The sequence below is a fragment of the Ureibacillus chungkukjangi genome, from assembly GCF_044795995.1.
In the GTDB taxonomy this organism is placed as follows: domain Bacteria; phylum Bacillota; class Bacilli; order Bacillales_A; family Planococcaceae; genus Ureibacillus; species Ureibacillus chungkukjangi.
This window is the reverse complement of the sequence record NZ_CP085009.1, coordinates 3657838-3673393: the sequence shown is the minus strand read 5'-3', so window position 1 is coordinate 3673393 and position 15556 is coordinate 3657838. Positions and strand designations below refer to the sequence as shown.

The following is a 15556-nucleotide window of genomic DNA, read 5'->3' as shown; positions in this document are numbered from 1 at the left end:
GCATCACAAGCAGAAAATCCCCCTGTACATTATTTATTACTCGGGTAAATTCTTTTTTGCTTTCGTTGCTGCTTTAACACCTGTGATAGGAGAAGCTGGACTAATTTTATTTCAGGGGTCTCGTGTAAAGGGTGCACTAAGTTACATTTTTCTAAAGGGTCCCTAGTTAGATTATATAATTCATATTCCTCTTCTACTGGTTCGGTTTTGGTTGAATTGACGAACATGCTTGCTTCTTTTGTATCTGAAAGCTTCGTTGTGAAAATTTTCGTTGTTTCAATATCCTCACAATTTGGAGAGCTCCAAAATTGTGGGTTATCAAAATAACGTACATATTTCCAAATCTCTTCTGTATCATTTTCACCGGTAGGCAGCTTTATAATGACACTCTCTATATGATTTGGCTGACATACAGGTGTATAGGGCTCACCATCTACTGTTGTTTGGTTTAAGCCTTTTGTCACCTCGTCATCTGTCATAAAGTAAAGGGGCTCATTTACCTGAATTAAAGGCTCTTCTCGCTTAATGAAAGGAGTAAGATTTTTGCCGACAAAAGGGTGTACCTCAGAGTGAGTTTTACGTAATTCATCCTGCACCTTATCTATATCGATGCCAGCTAGCCCTAACAATGTTGGAATAACATCTACATGACTAGTTAACATTTCTGCTTCACGAGGCTCGGCAAATAGCTTTGGACTATGGATGACGAAAGGTACATGCAGCGCTTCTTCATATGCGCTATGCCATTTTTGGAACTGGCCACCATGAGCCCCAAGTAAACTGCCGTGATCAGATGTGAAAATAATGATAGTATCTTCGTAGAAAATGGAATTTGCCAGGGCTGTATAAATTTTGAATAGTTCTTCGTCCACCCGTTTGTGAAGTGAATAGTATAGCTGTCTATAAAATTCTGAGTCAATTGTTGGCTGAAAGGCGTTCTGATAAACATCTCTATAGCTCATTTGAGCCTTTGGTTTTGTACGTAAATCCTCCTTTGATGTAGGAGAAGGTGGAATCTCTGGTATCGAAGGGTCAATTTCAAAATTATAGTGCGGGCTTAGTCTAGAAAGTGATCCGTAAAGAGTGATATCGTGCGGGTTTACCAAAGATGAGACTATGAGCCAAGGCTGGCTTGACTTCGGGTTCTGTTCCAATGATTGAATTAATTCCACAACCTCTTCTGCGTAAATTTCATCGCGTCCATTTAACCCGACTTTGGCTGAGGATCCAGAATTTCGAGGATCTGCTCCATGAGGTTCAGGTCCAATCCAATCATCAAAGCCATATGCATTCAATCGATTTGCCATTCCATAGAGCTTTACTTTTGAAGAATCAGAAATGCCACTTGAATCATAGCTTGGTAAGGCATTATGTGTACCAGGAATCAAAATGCCCTCGCTTGAAAGATGCCATTTTCCCTTCCAAAATGTTTGATAGCCTGCTGTACGAAAATAATTGCCTAAAGTCGGAACTGTATTTGCTCCAAGCCCAAATACGTTTGGGTCAAATGCTCCTTTGGCTGCCCCCGTAGTTTGCGTTACACCATGGAGAGAAGGGTATTGCCCGGTAAAAAGTGTCGTTCTGCTCGGAGAACACGCAGTACTGCCAATATAGTGGTTTAAAAAGGATAGTCCTTTTTCCCGTAAAATTTCTTGTGTAATTAAATTTTCCTTTCTCCATTCCTTTATAGCTTCGGTTTCATAACAGGGCGGGTAACGTTGCTCATCGACGATTAAAAAAAGAATATTAGGTCGTTTAAATTCTATAGGATCATTTGTCGAATACAAAATTTTCACCCCTTTAATGTATTATTATATGTAGCACTGCTTATAAGGGTTAGAATAATTGTATAGATTACTGTATGTCGAATCCTTTCAGTGCATGAACGCGTTAGTAATTAAATAGAAGAAAGGGAGGTTCTTATGTTTAATATTTACAGAATTATACATATTGTTTGGACAGCTATTTTTGCTTTTTTCATTTCCATACCAATTTTGGAAGGCGGCTTTGAAAGAGCTGTATATGATGATGCCTTTTTTGTAGGGCTTTGGATTATTGGAATCGTGTTCTTATTTATTAAGAAGCTGACGAAAATCGGTTTTATATTAACGATAATTCCATTACTATTTGCTATATTTATTTTCATTTTTTAAATACCAATTCCTGTTGAAGTTTGACATAACACCTTTAGGTTATATATAATCGGCAAATAACACCTAATAGTTATATATTGATTTAAAGGAGCACTTATCACATGTCAAATGAACATAAAAATCTACCGGATATTGTTCAAACAATAGCCATAAACGCACCGATTCAAAAGGTATGGGAATATGTATCAACAGCCCAAGGAATTGCTGAATGGTTTATGCCAAGTGATTTCAAATTGGAGGTTGGACACGAATTTACAGTTCAATCCCCATTTGGTCCTTCTCCTTGTAAAGTAATAGAAGTTGAAGAGCCGAACAAAATTTCGATTCAATGGGATACAGATGGCTGGGAGTTATCTTTCCTTCTAAAGGATTTGGGCAGTGAAACAGAATTTACTGTAATCCATGGCGGATGGAAAGAAGGAGATGCGATTGTTCCTAAAGCGCAGCGTCCACAATCAGCAATCCGCGAAACAATGAATCTAGGTTGGGCAGGTATTGTTCAAAAATTAAAACAAGTGGCTGAGGCTTAATGGGTTCTGAACTACAAAAAGGGGATATATTTCAGGCAATAGCCGATCCAACTAGGAGAGAAGTAATTCGACTACTTTCGGTAAAAAACCAATCTATTGCCGAACTCTCTTCTCATTTTGAAGTAAGTCGAAATGCAGTTGTGAAGCATCTCAATGTTTTAACGGAAGCAGGATTAGTACGTGGTGAAAAAAGCGGCAGAGAAAAAATCTATCAACTGCAACCCGAGCCCTTGAAGGAATTACAGGAGTGGCTCTCTTACTATGAGAAATTCTGGTATAACAAATTAACGAAATTAAAGTATGTAGTTGAAAATGATACTTTAAATAAGTAGAAAAGAATCTATTTTAGATGTGTGTGTCTAAAATAGATTCTTTTTTGACGGTTAAGGAATAACATTAACTCGTTTTATTCTAGCCGAGTTTTGTACTTCTACCTAGATTACCACCAAAATGCGTTTGCTAAAAAGATTCCCGCAATGGCACCGATTGCAATGCCAATCCCTAATCCGCCACCACCGAAGCCCCAAAAACCAAGTCCCAATCCACCAAAACCACTCTCTGGCATAATCCAAACCATGTTTCTTTCAACTCTAGTAATTGTTCCGACATGTCGACGGCCGGACGTTTCAACAATGCGAACTTTTTTTCCCATATGACGGCAGCAAAGCGCATATGCTTCTCTTGGATGCATCCTATTCCCTCCTTTTTAGTAGACTAATAATCAATATATGAAACTTATTTTTGCTGACACATGTTAGGAGTCTAATGGATATTTCTATTAAGCAATAAATTATAGAAATAATAGTTTTAAGAGGGAGAGAAATAGATGTCAGTAGAAGATACGGTTTCAATACTAAAAAACTTGAGTGAATTATCTAAAAACCTCCAGGGGAACTTAGAAGAAGTTCATCGAAAATTGATAGCCAGTCCGTTAAAGGATTTCTTTCCACAAGCTACACCAGAAGATATCCAGAGAGAGTTATTAACAAGGGGATTGTTTAATCCAGATGAGAGTCCGGCAATCGATGAGATATTGAGGGATCTTGAAAATGAGCAAGTATGGGAAACCATTAGGAGTGAATATAAGTACTTACAACAGGAATGGGGTGGACCGGATGTGCCTATTTTCATTTACCCTCTCACAAAACATCGACCGATAATGGAAGGTGTGGAAGTTAGGAAGAACGGTGTTTCCTATAATGGACTACTATTTTTATTTGTAGGTGCAAAACTAGAATCAGAAGAATTAAAGGCGTTGCTGGCACATGAGTATCATCATATTTGTAGAATGTCCTATTTAAATAAGTCCCCATATAAAACGGAGTTGCTTGATACATTAATTATGGAAGGGATGGCTGAATATGCTGTGGAAAACTTATATGGGGAGCAATGGCTATCCCCGTGGACAAAGAGATATTCACAGGAAAACTGTCTGGACCTGTGGACAAAATTCTTTGTGCCAGCATTAAAGGTGAAGGGTGTGGATAACCACTTCTCATTTTTATATGGTAATTTGGCAGAAGGAATCCCCCATTGGAGTGGCTATTGTATCGGCTACAGAATCGTCTGCTCATATATAGAGAATCAGGATATCAACGACATAACTGAATTGTTTAAAATGAGTGCAGCTGAAATTTTGAAGGGCTCAGCTTTTAAATTGAGTTAACCCGTCGTTATTTGCAAAGAAGTGCAATTTGCTAAGCTATATCAATCAAATCACCAGCATTTCAAACCCAAACTGCATCATCAACAGCCAAACGCTTTCAGATGAGCTTTATAAATTGATTTTCCCCCCTCAAAATTTGGAGCTTTACTCAGTGAGTTAGCGATAAGCGACTTCCTTTTAATTCGCGAAAGTGAAATAAATCTCTCCTTTTTTAATATTCGCGTTTTAACCTTCACTTTTAAGGGTATCTAATAAAAAAGTCGTATGGCTTTTTGTCAAGCCTCTAAAATTTTTTTATCCAAATAGCTTATTTTTAGCTTACTTGTATTTGAAATTTTTTGGAGGGGTTCTAAATGGCTTTGTATCAGTAGATTGAGAGGTTGTTTAATCTAATATATTTGTAGATAAATTGTCACAAAAATTACCTAAAAAGTTCGTTAATTTGTCACAATTATATATTGCAATTAATCTAGTTCTTTGTTTTGTTGTGAATTCCGTGTAACATTAATAGTGAGGAAGGTGATTGAGAATGTTAAAAATTGAAAATTTAACGAAGGTATATCGAGGTGGCAAGGTTGCTGTCGATAAGTTAAACCTTGATATCCAAGAGGGAGAGTTTATTGCTTTTATCGGTACAAGTGGAAGTGGTAAAACGACTGCACTGAGGATGCTTAACCGAATGGTTGAACCGTCAAGTGGGAAGATGACCTTGAACGGAAAAGATCTGACCAAGATGAATGCCGTTACTTTAAGGAGAAGTATTGGCTACGTAATTCAGCAAATTGGTTTAATGCCACATATGACGATACGGGATAATATCACGTTAGTTCCACAGCTTTTAAAATGGTCAAAAGAGAAGAAGGATGAGACGGCTCGCCGTTTGATTGAACTTGTCAATTTACCCCAATCCTACTTAGATTATTACCCAGCCCAACTATCAGGTGGTCAGCAACAGCGTATAGGTGTATTGCGTGCCCTTGCTGCAAACCAAGACATTATCTTAATGGATGAACCATTTGGAGCACTTGACCCGATAACCCGAGATACACTTCAAGATTTGATTAAGGATATTCAACAGCGACTGAAAAAGACGATTATTTTCGTTACGCATGATATGGATGAAGCTATTAAACTAGCAGACCGAATTGCAATTATGCATGAAGGGAAATTGATTCAATTTGATACCCCCGATAATATATTAGCAGCCCCAGCTAATGATTTTGTAAAAGAATTTATCGGTTCACATCGCCTCATTCAACAAAAACCAAATGTTAAAACCGTTGATGAAGTAATGATCAAACCTATCTCCATAACAATCGAAAAAAGTCTTGATGAAGCAATTCGTTTAATGGTGGAAAAACGAGTAGATACGCTATTTGTGACTGATGGCGACAATCGACTACAAGGATATTTAGATGTAGAGAGCTTTACCGGTGCACGTAAGACGAAAAAAAGTGTTTCAGAATGCTATGAAAAAGAAGTCTTCTACGTAAAAACTGGTTCTAAATTACAAGATTCTGTTCGCAGAATTTTAAAGCGAAACTTAAAAAATATCCCTGTCGTCGATGAGGAGCACCGCTTGGTCGGGTTAGTTACTCGTGCAAATATAGTTGATATCGTATATGACACAATCTGGGGAGATGAAGAGCAAGAAGTCTCAGTTGAAGGTCAGATTGGTTCGGAAGACTTGAAGGAGTTGATTAGTGGATGATTTCCTTTTTCACTGAAAACAGCTCAGATATCTTATTGAAAACATGGGAGCATTTTTATATTTCGATGATTGCTTTAGCCTTAGGTGTCATTATTGCAGTTCCAGTTGGAATTATTTTATCGAAATCAAAATTTCTCTCTAAAATCGTTTTAAGCATCACGAGTGTTTTGCAAACTGTCCCATCCCTTGCACTACTAGCTATAATGATTCCGTTATTCGGCGTGGGGAAGGTGCCGGCAGTTGTGGCATTATGTATTTATTCGTTATTGCCAATCTTGAATAACACATTTATCGGTATGCGCTCTGTGAATGGAAATACAAAGGGTGCAGGAATTGCCATGGGGATGACAACATTGCAGTCGGTATTGTTAGTTGAGCTTCCGTTAGCAATCCCTGTCATTATGTCTGGGATACGACTATCAGCAGTGTATGTTATCTCATGGGCAACGCTAGCTTCCTATATTGGTGCAGGTGGCCTAGGGGATTATATATTTAATGGTTTAAATTTATATCAAGCCGAATTGATCATTGGTGGAGCAGTGATTGTTACTCTTTTAGCATTGCTAGCTGACTTCCTATTATCAAAATTAGAAAAAGTAGTAACACCTAAGGGCTTAAGAATTGAAGGGAGTCGTGCTTCATGAGAATAAAACTCCTACTAGTTGGTGTCATTATTTTGTCTTTAGTAATAGGTGGTTGCTCGCTAACAGGAAATAAAAGCAATGGCACAATTAAAATCGCTTCTGTTGTAACAACAGAGAGCCAGATATTGGCCTATATGTTGAAGTATATGATTGAGCATTATACAGAGGAAGAAGCAGAGGTTATAAATAATCTCGGTACGAGTACGGTAGTCCATCAGGCAATGGTTAATAGGGATGCCAATGTATCAGCAGTCAGATATACAGGTACAGATTTGACTGGGGCATTACAGGCAGAGCCTATTAAAGATGCAGATGAAGCCTTGGCTTACGTACAAAAGGAATTTACAAGCCAATACAACCAAACCTTCTTTGATTCGTATGGGTTTGAAAATACCTATGCCTTTATGGTGACGAAAGAAACGGCAGAAAAATACAAATTAAAAACCGTAAGTGATTTAGCTTCTGTAGCAGGTGAACTCGAAGCTGGAGTAGATACTTCATGGATGAATCGTGAAGGGGATGGCTATAAGGGGTTCGTTGAAGAGTACGGATTCGATTTCTCTCGTACCTACCCTATGCAGATTGGTTTAGTTTACGATGCAGTCGATTCTGGAGAATTGGATGTTGTATTAGGCTATACAACAGATGGCCGTATCGCTTCCTATGATTTAGTCGTATTGGAGGATGATTTGAACTTCTTCCCACCATATGATGCGAGTCCGTTTGCAGATAATGAATTACTTGAGAAAAATCCAGAAGTCAAAGCTGCAATGGAAAGATTAGTTGGAAAAATTTCAACAAAAACAATGCAGGAGTTAAACTTCCTAGCAGATAATAATTTAATCGAACCAGCTGTTGTAGCAGAGGACTTCTTGAATGAGCATGATTACTTTTCAGGAGGTGATGAGTAATGCAGGATATGACACAGATGTCTACAACAGAGCAATTTTTGTTTTATATACAGGAGAATGGCTGGTATGTATTTAATCAGTTTTTAGATCACTTTTTAATTTCTATTTATGGTGTATTACTTGCTGCACTTATAGGAATTCCACTAGGAGTCCTTATTTCAAAATATGGAAAGCTCTCTAATGTGGTCATCACCTTAGCAAATATTATTCAAACAATACCGGCACTAGCTTTAATGGCTATTTTAATGCTTGTGCTGGGGCTAGGCAAAACTACTGTTATCGTGACGGTATTCTTTTACTCATTACTGCCTATCATTAAAAACACATATGTCGGTATTACAACCATTAATAAAAGTGTTACAGATGCAGGGCGTGGTATGGGGATGACTAAGATTCAGGTGCTTTATATGGTTGAATTGCCATTGTCACTCTCCGTTATTATCACAGGTATTCGAATTGCGCTTGTAGTAGCCATAGGTATTACGGCAATCGGTGCATTCATTGGTGCTGGTGGATTAGGGGATATTATTATCCGAGGTACAAACGCAACGGACGGTACAGCCATTATTTTAGCGGGTGCCTTGCCAACAGCCTTAATGGCAATTTTGTCTGACATCATACTTGGAATTATAGAACGCAGATTAGACCCGGTGAAGCGTCAGCAAAAGAGAATAAGTGCAACGGTTTAATATAAAAATGCCTGGTCTCATATAAATAGAGACTAGGCATTTTTTAGACCTTAAAGCTAAGTTTTCTAATCCGATGAAGATTAACCACTTTCACTCAGTCACATACTATTACTTATAAAAGTTTCTCCTTCTTGTTTGTTCAAAAGAGTACATGTCCAGTTCTTAAGTTTATTTTCTCGTCAAAAAGGGAATATCCTTTTACTATTGAATGTTTTGAAAGGGTTTAATCCAATGATAAATTTTATAGGCATTACAAATGACAATCATTTAGAAAAAAATATCGCCATTAATCAAGCGGTTCTATCGGATTATAAATGGTTTTGGGTAGACTTTAGTGAGCCTACAGAGGATGAAATAAAACATCTTTCCGAAACATTTCACTTCCATCCACTTGCCATTGAAGACTGTGTACATGATTTTCAGCGTCCTAAATTAGACTATTATAAAAGCTATACATTTTATGTAACTCACATTCTCAGAGAACAAGACGAGCGTATTATCAAGGATGAATTAGATTTTTTTGTTGGTGAAAGCTGTATCGTTACCTTTCATAAGGTACCTTCTGAAGAGGTATCGAAAGTATGGAGCAGGTTTTTATCACAAGAATCCTTAACAGGCTGGGATCCGTATTATATTTTTTATGAGATATTAGATAAACTCGTCGATAATTATTTCCCACTTATTTATAAGATAGAAGATGAATTAGAAAAAATGATTGAGAATACAAACAAGAAATCAATGAATCATCTCATGGATGAGCTGTTTGAAACAAGAAATATGCTATTAAATCTATTGCATTCCGTGAATCCAATGCGGGATTTACTTTACCGGATATTAAATTCTCATCATTTAAATGTTAATCGGATTGGGGAAAGAAGAGAATACTTTTCCGATATATACGATCATCTACTTAAGCTTTCGGAAATGGTTATGTCAAACCGAGAAGTCACGGCCGATATTCGGGATAGTTATTTATCATTAAACTCTCATCAAACCAATAATGTCATGAAGCTACTTACCATTATTACATCTATATTTGCACCATTGACCTTTATAGCGGGTATTTATGGAATGAACTTTGAGAATATGCCGGAGCTGTCGTGGAGATATGGGTATATATTTTCACTATTCTTAATGCTGTTAATCGGTGCTGCTATGTTACTTTGGTTTAGAAAAAAAGGCTGGTTTAAATAAGGGGATAATTAAATTATTTCATTTTTAAGCTCAGTAAAATTAACAAAACACCGCTAAATATGCAAATGATTTTAGGGAAAGAAATCTTATCTCCTAATCCAGCAACGCCTAGTCCAGTCGTAAGAATTAGAACGCAGGGTCCCACTAAAGCCAGCATGGAATTTAGTGCTAAAGCTTTTTCCAAATCATGAGTTTTATACATTAGTCCAGCAACTGTAAGCTCTAAACTTCCAGATATTACGCGAATCAATACCATATAAAGTAATGCAGACGCCACATACACCATCCTTTCGCTTTGATAAGGAAAGTCTATGCTTGTCCGGAAGTGAATATTTGTTAATTTATTTTAAAATATAGAGCTAAGAACATATAAAAGAGTCGCTCCTTTTAAATAAGCGACTCTTTTATATGTGGGAATTATAATTTATTAATTGTAGCGTGAAGAGTTTCTGTAAGCTCTTCATCATATTTAGCAAGTTCGATAAGGTTTGCTAAACGTTCACGTAAAATATGACGTTCGATAACTAATTGTTCATCTAATACACTAACTAATAGTTCAATAATTAAGTTATTACGAATAGCCAATGCTTCACTTTCGCGTTCTGGACTAATTTTAGCATTTGGTTTTATAACTGAGTTACCCATTGAATATTCTCCCCCTAATGTGGTTTCGCTTTATCGATTTGATTTTAACACATTATTGATGAATTATAAATGTTGGACATGGAGATAAAAAGGATATAGTGAGTTTTAAGAAATAAAAATAGAGACGTCAATTCATAAGAACGTCTCTATTTAATTAAGAAGCTTTTTCGGAGGATGTTTTGATTTCGTTATACTTTCTTGTACGGTAAGGGTTTTTTCGTTCTGGATACATAATTTTATCGATAAAGTTCATGGTTTCATCCACATTGGTTACATTTCTTATATCATTATCTCCGTGTGTTGCATTAATGTGAAGTTTTAACGATGCTTGTTTTTTTTCGGTTACTTGATTGATTTTCTTTGCGAAGTCAACAGATTGCTCGAAGGGGACGATTCGGTCGTTTGTGCCATGTATCATATATATTGGCGGGAAGTCCTTTGTTACATGATAAATAGGGCTAGCAACCTTTGCTTCATCTGTTTTTTCTCGAACATTGAACCCCATAAGCCTGTTTGCAATATTGATACTGGCATCTGGAAGGGTTGTAATGTCTGAAATTCCGTACCAGGATACAACTCCTTGTACCTCAGAGGAAGCTTTAGGATTGCCCATTGAAAGATCCTCCATCTCTTCCATCCCATTGGTTGCAGCGAGCATACTCGCCAAATGTCCTCCGGCTGAATTCCCCCATACGACGATATTCCGTGTGTCAAATCGATATTGCTTTGCATTGGCCCGTATATATCGGATGGCAGCTTTTACATCATAAAGCTGAGCTGGCCATTTTGCTTGGTCTGATAGACGATAACCAACATTTACTACTACATAACCTTGTTGTGCAGCCATTTGAATATTCCTAAGAGATGCGGATTTACGGTCTCCGCTTGACCATCCACCTCCATGAAGTGCCACGATTACTTTATAAGGCGGATTCCCGAATGGCGGAAATACAATGTCTAATTGTTGTCTGTCGTTATCTGATTCAGTATAAGGAATGTCAAGATATCTTTTTCTAAATTGGTCCATATCGATGTATTGATTTGACCCTCTAATGGATTCCTCTGCATCGATTTCCTCTTCGCTTTCAGCTTTTAAATTTGTAGTAAGTTGATCGAGGAGCTGTTCATCTGCCTCACCTGTAATGGTTATATCTACATTGGGGGATTTGGATTCAACGGCGTCGGTTTCTTGATTTTCTTGTGCAAGAATTAGAACGGTACTTCCTAAACTAAAAAAAAGTATGAAACTAATTATGATTTTAGGAAATTTTTTCATAGTTTCACCCCTGTTAACCTAATTTTGAGATTGGATTTATTTTAACCGTTAAAATTTTGGCTATACGGTGAGAAATATCTTGTTATAGCTTATTTTTTTCAATATGAAGAACGAAAAAGACCCGAGAATATAATTTTCTCAGGTCTTTTTGTTAAATCATCATTTTTAATGCGTCTTCACCGACTGTACCTTTTACAATACCTAATTTTTCTGCTTCATGAGTAACGGACTCTAGTGGCGCTTTTAATAACTCATCGATTGTTTTTACTCCGACAGCACGACCAGCAATAATTTTACGATCGGCCAGCTTGCTATTTAGCAAACCAACATCCAATGCCCCGCACATAATGTAGCCGTTTTCGTTTGAAACAGTTAAAAGTGTCGTTTTTGGTAACCGTACAGTAACAGCAGTAAACATGTGTCCGTCTATTTCAAGTGGTTCTATCGAAACCATATTTATCGCCCCTTTCCTTTATAAAATATGGAAGGGGGAAAAAAGTGTTCCCCTACGATTGAGATTTTCTAAAGAAAGTGGGCAAAGAAGTATTATTTTTTTAGAGGAATAAAAAATAAAAAACATTCCATACTAATTACAGCTTCACAAAGATATAAAACATGATGAACAGGGGTGTTACCGTTGCAGCATTAGGATGCAAGTCCAAATGTCTCTAGAACACTAAAGCTAATTTAGCGTAAAGGCTTTTTTAGTTTTATGCATCATGGAAGTTTTGTGAACATGCCCGGAATTTATATTCCGGGTTTTTTCTTTTATTAAAATAAATAGTTCCCATGAAAAAATAAAAATAACGCATGATTTACGGTGACTGCATCATACTAATTTTGATTTCACGTTAGAAATCTACTATCTTAAAACAGGGGTGTGACCGATGGGAAAAAAGGGCATTTTAGATCCTAATTCTTCAAAGAATCACCGTAACTGGGAAAAGCCGAAGTTTCATAAATCTCAGATGAATGGTGAAACGAAGATATCTCTTCATAACCAATTATTGAGAACGGCGGCGAAAGTTAGCAGATTTACGTAAAATCGAAAGCCCGGATTATTCCGGGTTTTTTCATTTATCTACATATATCTAAAAATCCTCGATATTAATGTGCTATTTATAATGTTTACTTCTGAAGCAATAGGGGAATATAAGTTAAGTTATCCGTTATGAGGAGTTGTTTTTTTGTGAAGGAAATTATAAAAAATCCTGTATTTACTATCGCCGCCTTAGTTATTTTATTATTAGTTATTTTAGGTGCGTTGTTTCCAGTCCGTTTTGGTGAAGTTGCTAGTAATATATTTGATATGACAACACGTAATTTCTCATGGTTCTATTTACTGGCAGTTTTTGTCATTATTCTCTTCTTACTATTCCTAGCAATCAGTAGATTTGGATCAATCCGTCTAGGGGGAAACGATGCAAAGCCTGATTTCTCCTATATGACTTGGATTTCAATGCTGTTTTCAGCAGGTCTAGGAGTAGGGCTAGTCTTTTGGGGAGTAGCTGAACCAATGAGTCACTTTTTCACGACACCAAATGATAATGTGGAGCCTTTAACAACAGATGCAGCAAGACTTGCTATGGGCTATTCGTTCTTCCACTGGGGGATCAGTCAATGGTCTGTTTATGCATTGATGGGACTTATCATGTGCTATATGCAATTTAACAGAAAGAAGGATTTGCTTATCTCGACGTCTTTAGAGCCGATAGTAGGCTCAAAAAAGGGGATAAAGAATCTTATCGATATTTTTGCAGTAATAGCAACAGTTATGGGAGTAGCAACCTCTATAGGATTAGGGGTTTTACAGACGAATGGTGGGTTGAATGCGGTATTTGGTGTGCCTATTAATTTTTTAGTACAGGTCGGAATCATTGGGCTGATGTTTATTGGCTATATGCTATCCTCCACAACTGGTTTACAAAAGGGTATTAAAATTTTAAGTAACGTCAATATGGGATTAGCCATACTTTTACTCGCCTTTGTATTTATTATGGGACCAACAGTGTTTATCATGGAAACCTTTACGTTAGCGGTAGGAGATTATATATCGCATTTCGTTGAATACAGTTTGCGCCTGCAGCCTTATAAAGAGGATACTTGGGTTAAGGATTGGACAGTGTTTTATTGGGCTTGGGCTATTTCTTGGTCACCGTTCGTGGGAGCCTTTATTGCGAGGGTTTCAAGAGGGAGAACAATACGAGAATTTATATTCGGTGTACTAATTGTACCTCCAGTAATTTCTTGTTTTTGGATTGCAACATTTGGTGGGACAGCGCTGTGGTACGATTTACATGAAAATACGGGTATTGCGACATTGGTAAATGAAGATGTTACTGTTGCTCTATTTCAAACCTTAAATAATCTACCCTTATCGATGATTGCATCTGTTATTGGAATCATTCTTATTTTCACATTCCTAATAACATCAGCCGATTCAGCAACTTTTATCATGGCTAGCATGACCTCGAATGGTGCTATTAATCCGGCAGTTATTACGAAATTAACATGGGGAGTATTAATGGCGGCAATTTCTGGTGTTTTACTATATGCGGGTGGATTAGATGCCCTGCAAACAGCTTCCTTGATAGCTGCTTTGCCATTTATCTTTATCATTTTATTACTTGGTATCACCCTATGGAAAATGCTAAGCAAGGAAATGATCCCGATTAAAAAACACGAAATTAAACGATTAAAGAAAATGCGCGAACATATTGAGCGCGAGAACGAACAGCAGAAATTCCGTAAGTAATAAATATAGAATTATGTCCCGGAGATATATGCTCCGGGATTATTTTTTTAGCTTTCTTTAGTAGGAGGGGCGATTAATGCCTTAGCATCTGAACTTAAAGCATCATAAATTTTAGGATTTGATAATAACTCCTTCTGTAAAAAAGAGAAGCGTTTTATCTCAGCAAATCTAAAATCTCTTGCAAGCTTATTGATATGCTGAATGATCAGCAGTGTTTCTCTTGAGTACACATCTTTGTTATCCGCATCGCCATGAAAATTCAAAACAACATTTACCAAGGCTAGTGCTTCCATACTTAATGTTGAACGGACAAACTGTTTTTTAAATTTATCGATATGTAGTTCGATAATTTTGCGAGCTTGTGGATAATCGCTTTGTGAAATTGCTCGTTCTAACAATTGGACTTCTCGGTCTATTTTCATATAGTCTTCTCCTTAAAAATAAAAGGTAAATATAATTAGTCTTAAGATATTATATAGTAACTAAAGTTCTGAATCAGCAGATATGTTTTTGGATTAAAAATTTCTTTTAAAAGGGTTCTATTATCAGAACTCTTTTCATAAAAACAACTATGCTATTGTTTAGCTTTTATGCACGGTTATTATAGGACTCTTATCAATGAAAACAGTGAAACTACGTCTTAGGTCTTATACTTAACTATTTCCTCAGTCGGTTAACAGAACAAAGTCGGTATTCTATTATTAATAGTGAGATATAAACGAAGGGGTAATAGGATGGAAAGGAAGAAGGTATATTTATTACTGACTGATACAGGTACGATGTTTACAAGGATGGTTAAGCTATATACAAAAAAGCCTTATAACCATGCATCGATTGTATTTGATGAAAATTTCAACGAAGTCTACAGTTTTGGACGTAAAAGACCTCGGAATCCTTTTATTGGTGGATTTGTAAATGAGGATGTAAGACAAGGATTATTTAAAAATGCGAGATGTGCTATTTATAGTTTTGACGTATCGGAAATTCAAATTAATAGAATGAAATCTTTTATCTATAAAATTGAGATGGAAAAACATCTTTATCGTTATAATCTTATAGGACTTATTACTTTTATAATCAATAAACCGTATCAAAGAAAACATGCTTTCTTTTGCTCAGAATTTGTTGCTCAGGTTTTAAATGAAGGCGGAATTAGTCAAATCCATAAGCCCATTTCCCTTGTGTCACCAAATGATTTGCGAAATATGAAGAACCTTCGATTAGAATTTGAAGGACAATTAGCAGACCTGCTTGAAAATGATGCTTCAAATCAGGTTTATCCTATTATTTATTAATTTCGCTAACACCAAATTGCTGTATCAGAAGCATTTTGGTGTTTTTTAGTAGATAAAAAAGGCTTGGCGATAAGTCATGTTTTCTAA

At 36.6% G+C, this 15556-nt stretch carries 19 protein-coding genes; 12 read left to right on the top strand and 7 right to left on the bottom strand.

From position 1 onward, the window contains the following. Positions 1-29: 29 nt before the first annotated feature. Positions 30-1787 carry a sulfatase-like hydrolase/transferase gene (locus LG296_RS18130; RefSeq protein ID WP_235867614.1) on the bottom strand — a complete coding sequence of 586 codons (1758 nt, stop codon included), beginning with the start codon at positions 1785-1787 and terminating at the stop codon, positions 30-32. 135 nt (positions 1788-1922) lie between these two features. Here LG296_RS18130 and LG296_RS18125 point away from each other — a divergent pair, with 135 nt between their 5' ends. From LG296_RS18125 to LG296_RS18115, 3 genes are all read left to right on the top strand, one after another. Beyond that, complete coding sequence (locus LG296_RS18125) at positions 1923-2153, top strand: hypothetical protein (RefSeq protein WP_107934687.1); 231 nt, start codon at positions 1923-1925, stop codon at positions 2151-2153. 101 nt (positions 2154-2254) lie between these two features. Continuing rightward, positions 2255-2683: an SRPBCC domain-containing protein gene (locus LG296_RS18120; protein ID WP_107934688.1), complete on the top strand. Its 429-nt coding sequence runs from the start codon at positions 2255-2257 to the stop codon at positions 2681-2683. After that, on the top strand, positions 2683-3015 hold the full coding sequence (locus LG296_RS18115) for a helix-turn-helix transcriptional regulator (RefSeq protein ID WP_107934689.1): 333 nt from the start codon (positions 2683-2685) through the stop codon (positions 3013-3015). The genes LG296_RS18120 and LG296_RS18115 overlap by 1 nt, the downstream gene beginning before the upstream one ends. 107 nt (positions 3016-3122) lie before the next feature. On the opposite strand, the gene LG296_RS18110 is transcribed toward LG296_RS18115, so the two are convergent. Continuing rightward, a complete protein-coding gene (locus tag LG296_RS18110) occupies positions 3123-3374 on the bottom strand; it encodes a hypothetical protein (RefSeq protein ID WP_107934690.1) in 252 nt (83 codons plus the stop codon). Positions 3375-3509: 135 nt separating this feature from the next. On the opposite strand from LG296_RS18110, the gene LG296_RS18105 reads away from it, so the two are divergent. The 6 genes from LG296_RS18105 to corA all read left to right on the top strand — a co-directional run bounded on the left by LG296_RS18105 (position 3510) and on the right by corA (position 9498). Beyond that, positions 3510-4349, top strand: coding sequence for a DUF2268 domain-containing protein (locus LG296_RS18105; protein WP_107934691.1), 840 nt, complete (start codon positions 3510-3512; stop codon positions 4347-4349). A 529-nt stretch (positions 4350-4878) separates the two neighbouring features. Further along, the gene (locus LG296_RS18100; RefSeq protein ID WP_107934692.1) at positions 4879-6060 is read left to right on the top strand and encodes a betaine/proline/choline family ABC transporter ATP-binding protein; all 1182 of its coding nucleotides are present in this window, start codon (positions 4879-4881) and stop codon (positions 6058-6060) included. Then, complete coding sequence (locus LG296_RS18095; RefSeq protein ID WP_107934693.1) at positions 6057-6704, top strand: ABC transporter permease; 648 nt, start codon at positions 6057-6059, stop codon at positions 6702-6704. The genes LG296_RS18100 and LG296_RS18095 overlap by 4 nt, the downstream gene beginning before the upstream one ends. Then, complete coding sequence (locus tag LG296_RS18090; RefSeq protein WP_107934694.1) at positions 6701-7615, top strand: osmoprotectant ABC transporter substrate-binding protein; 915 nt, start codon at positions 6701-6703, stop codon at positions 7613-7615. The genes LG296_RS18095 and LG296_RS18090 overlap by 4 nt, the downstream gene beginning before the upstream one ends. Then, positions 7615-8304, top strand: coding sequence for an ABC transporter permease (locus LG296_RS18085; protein ID WP_107934695.1), 690 nt, complete (start codon positions 7615-7617; stop codon positions 8302-8304). Before LG296_RS18090 ends, LG296_RS18085 begins: the two co-directional genes overlap by 1 nt. Before the next feature lie 231 nt (positions 8305-8535). Further along, positions 8536-9498, top strand: a complete 963-nt coding sequence (gene corA / locus LG296_RS18080) for a magnesium/cobalt transporter CorA (RefSeq protein WP_107934696.1) — start codon at positions 8536-8538, stop codon at positions 9496-9498. A gap of 13 nt (positions 9499-9511) precedes the next feature. On the opposite strand, the gene LG296_RS18075 is transcribed toward corA, so the two are convergent. From LG296_RS18075 to LG296_RS18060, 4 genes are all read right to left on the bottom strand, one after another. Then, positions 9512-9784 carry a YqhV family protein gene (locus tag LG296_RS18075; RefSeq protein ID WP_235867613.1) on the bottom strand — a complete coding sequence of 91 codons (273 nt, stop codon included), beginning with the start codon at positions 9782-9784 and terminating at the stop codon, positions 9512-9514. Between the two features lie 131 nt (positions 9785-9915). Then, positions 9916-10143: a phosphate-starvation-inducible protein PsiE gene (locus LG296_RS18070; protein WP_107934697.1), complete on the bottom strand. Its 228-nt coding sequence runs from the start codon at positions 10141-10143 to the stop codon at positions 9916-9918. Between the two features lie 154 nt (positions 10144-10297). Next, positions 10298-11419, bottom strand: a complete 1122-nt coding sequence (locus LG296_RS18065) for an alpha/beta hydrolase (protein ID WP_107934698.1) — start codon at positions 11417-11419, stop codon at positions 10298-10300. Positions 11420-11570: 151 nt separating this feature from the next. Beyond that, entirely contained in the window at positions 11571-11873 is a 303-nt protein-coding gene (locus LG296_RS18060; RefSeq protein ID WP_107934699.1) for a YunC family protein, read from the bottom strand. 433 nt (positions 11874-12306) lie between these two features. On the opposite strand from LG296_RS18060, the gene LG296_RS18055 reads away from it, so the two are divergent. Further along, a complete protein-coding gene (locus tag LG296_RS18055; RefSeq protein ID WP_107934700.1) occupies positions 12307-12462 on the top strand; it encodes a YpzG family protein in 156 nt (51 codons plus the stop codon). 146 nt (positions 12463-12608) lie between these two features. Further along, positions 12609-14174, top strand: a complete 1566-nt coding sequence (locus LG296_RS18050; protein WP_235867612.1) for a BCCT family transporter — start codon at positions 12609-12611, stop codon at positions 14172-14174. Positions 14175-14221: 47 nt separating this feature from the next. Here LG296_RS18050 and LG296_RS18045 read toward each other — a convergent pair whose 3' ends face one another. Further along, entirely contained in the window at positions 14222-14596 is a 375-nt protein-coding gene (locus LG296_RS18045) for a hypothetical protein (RefSeq protein ID WP_107934702.1), read from the bottom strand. Between the two features lie 312 nt (positions 14597-14908). On the opposite strand from LG296_RS18045, the gene LG296_RS18040 reads away from it, so the two are divergent. Continuing rightward, positions 14909-15469, top strand: a complete 561-nt coding sequence (locus tag LG296_RS18040) for a hypothetical protein (RefSeq protein ID WP_107934703.1) — start codon at positions 14909-14911, stop codon at positions 15467-15469. Positions 15470-15556: the final 87 nt, after the last annotated feature.

Excerpts from the sequence above, each read along its gene's own strand:
- LG296_RS18125 (WP_107934687.1), top strand. The coding sequence starts at position 1,923 with ATGTTTAATATTTACAGAATTATACATATTGTTTGGACAGCTATTTTT.
- LG296_RS18120 (WP_107934688.1), top strand. The coding sequence starts at position 2,255 with ATGTCAAATGAACATAAAAATCTACCGGATATTGTTCAAACAATAGCC.
- LG296_RS18115 (WP_107934689.1), top strand. The coding sequence starts at position 2,683 with ATGGGTTCTGAACTACAAAAAGGGGATATATTTCAGGCAATAGCCGAT.
- LG296_RS18110 (WP_107934690.1), bottom strand. The coding sequence starts at position 3,374 with ATGCATCCAAGAGAAGCATATGCGCTTTGCTGCCGTCATATGGGAAAA.
- LG296_RS18105 (WP_107934691.1), top strand. The coding sequence starts at position 3,510 with ATGTCAGTAGAAGATACGGTTTCAATACTAAAAAACTTGAGTGAATTA.
- LG296_RS18100 (WP_107934692.1), top strand. The coding sequence starts at position 4,879 with ATGTTAAAAATTGAAAATTTAACGAAGGTATATCGAGGTGGCAAGGTT.
- LG296_RS18095 (WP_107934693.1), top strand. The coding sequence starts at position 6,057 with ATGATTTCCTTTTTCACTGAAAACAGCTCAGATATCTTATTGAAAACA.
- LG296_RS18090 (WP_107934694.1), top strand. The coding sequence starts at position 6,701 with ATGAGAATAAAACTCCTACTAGTTGGTGTCATTATTTTGTCTTTAGTA.
- LG296_RS18085 (WP_107934695.1), top strand. The coding sequence starts at position 7,615 with ATGCAGGATATGACACAGATGTCTACAACAGAGCAATTTTTGTTTTAT.
- corA (WP_107934696.1), top strand. The coding sequence starts at position 8,536 with ATGATAAATTTTATAGGCATTACAAATGACAATCATTTAGAAAAAAAT.
- LG296_RS18075 (WP_235867613.1), bottom strand. The coding sequence starts at position 9,784 with ATGGTGTATGTGGCGTCTGCATTACTTTATATGGTATTGATTCGCGTA.
- LG296_RS18070 (WP_107934697.1), bottom strand. The coding sequence starts at position 10,143 with ATGGGTAACTCAGTTATAAAACCAAATGCTAAAATTAGTCCAGAACGC.
- LG296_RS18065 (WP_107934698.1), bottom strand. The coding sequence starts at position 11,419 with ATGAAAAAATTTCCTAAAATCATAATTAGTTTCATACTTTTTTTTAGT.
- LG296_RS18060 (WP_107934699.1), bottom strand. The coding sequence starts at position 11,873 with ATGGTTTCGATAGAACCACTTGAAATAGACGGACACATGTTTACTGCT.
- LG296_RS18055 (WP_107934700.1), top strand. The coding sequence starts at position 12,307 with ATGGGAAAAAAGGGCATTTTAGATCCTAATTCTTCAAAGAATCACCGT.
- LG296_RS18045 (WP_107934702.1), bottom strand. The coding sequence starts at position 14,596 with ATGAAAATAGACCGAGAAGTCCAATTGTTAGAACGAGCAATTTCACAA.
- LG296_RS18040 (WP_107934703.1), top strand. The coding sequence starts at position 14,909 with ATGGAAAGGAAGAAGGTATATTTATTACTGACTGATACAGGTACGATG.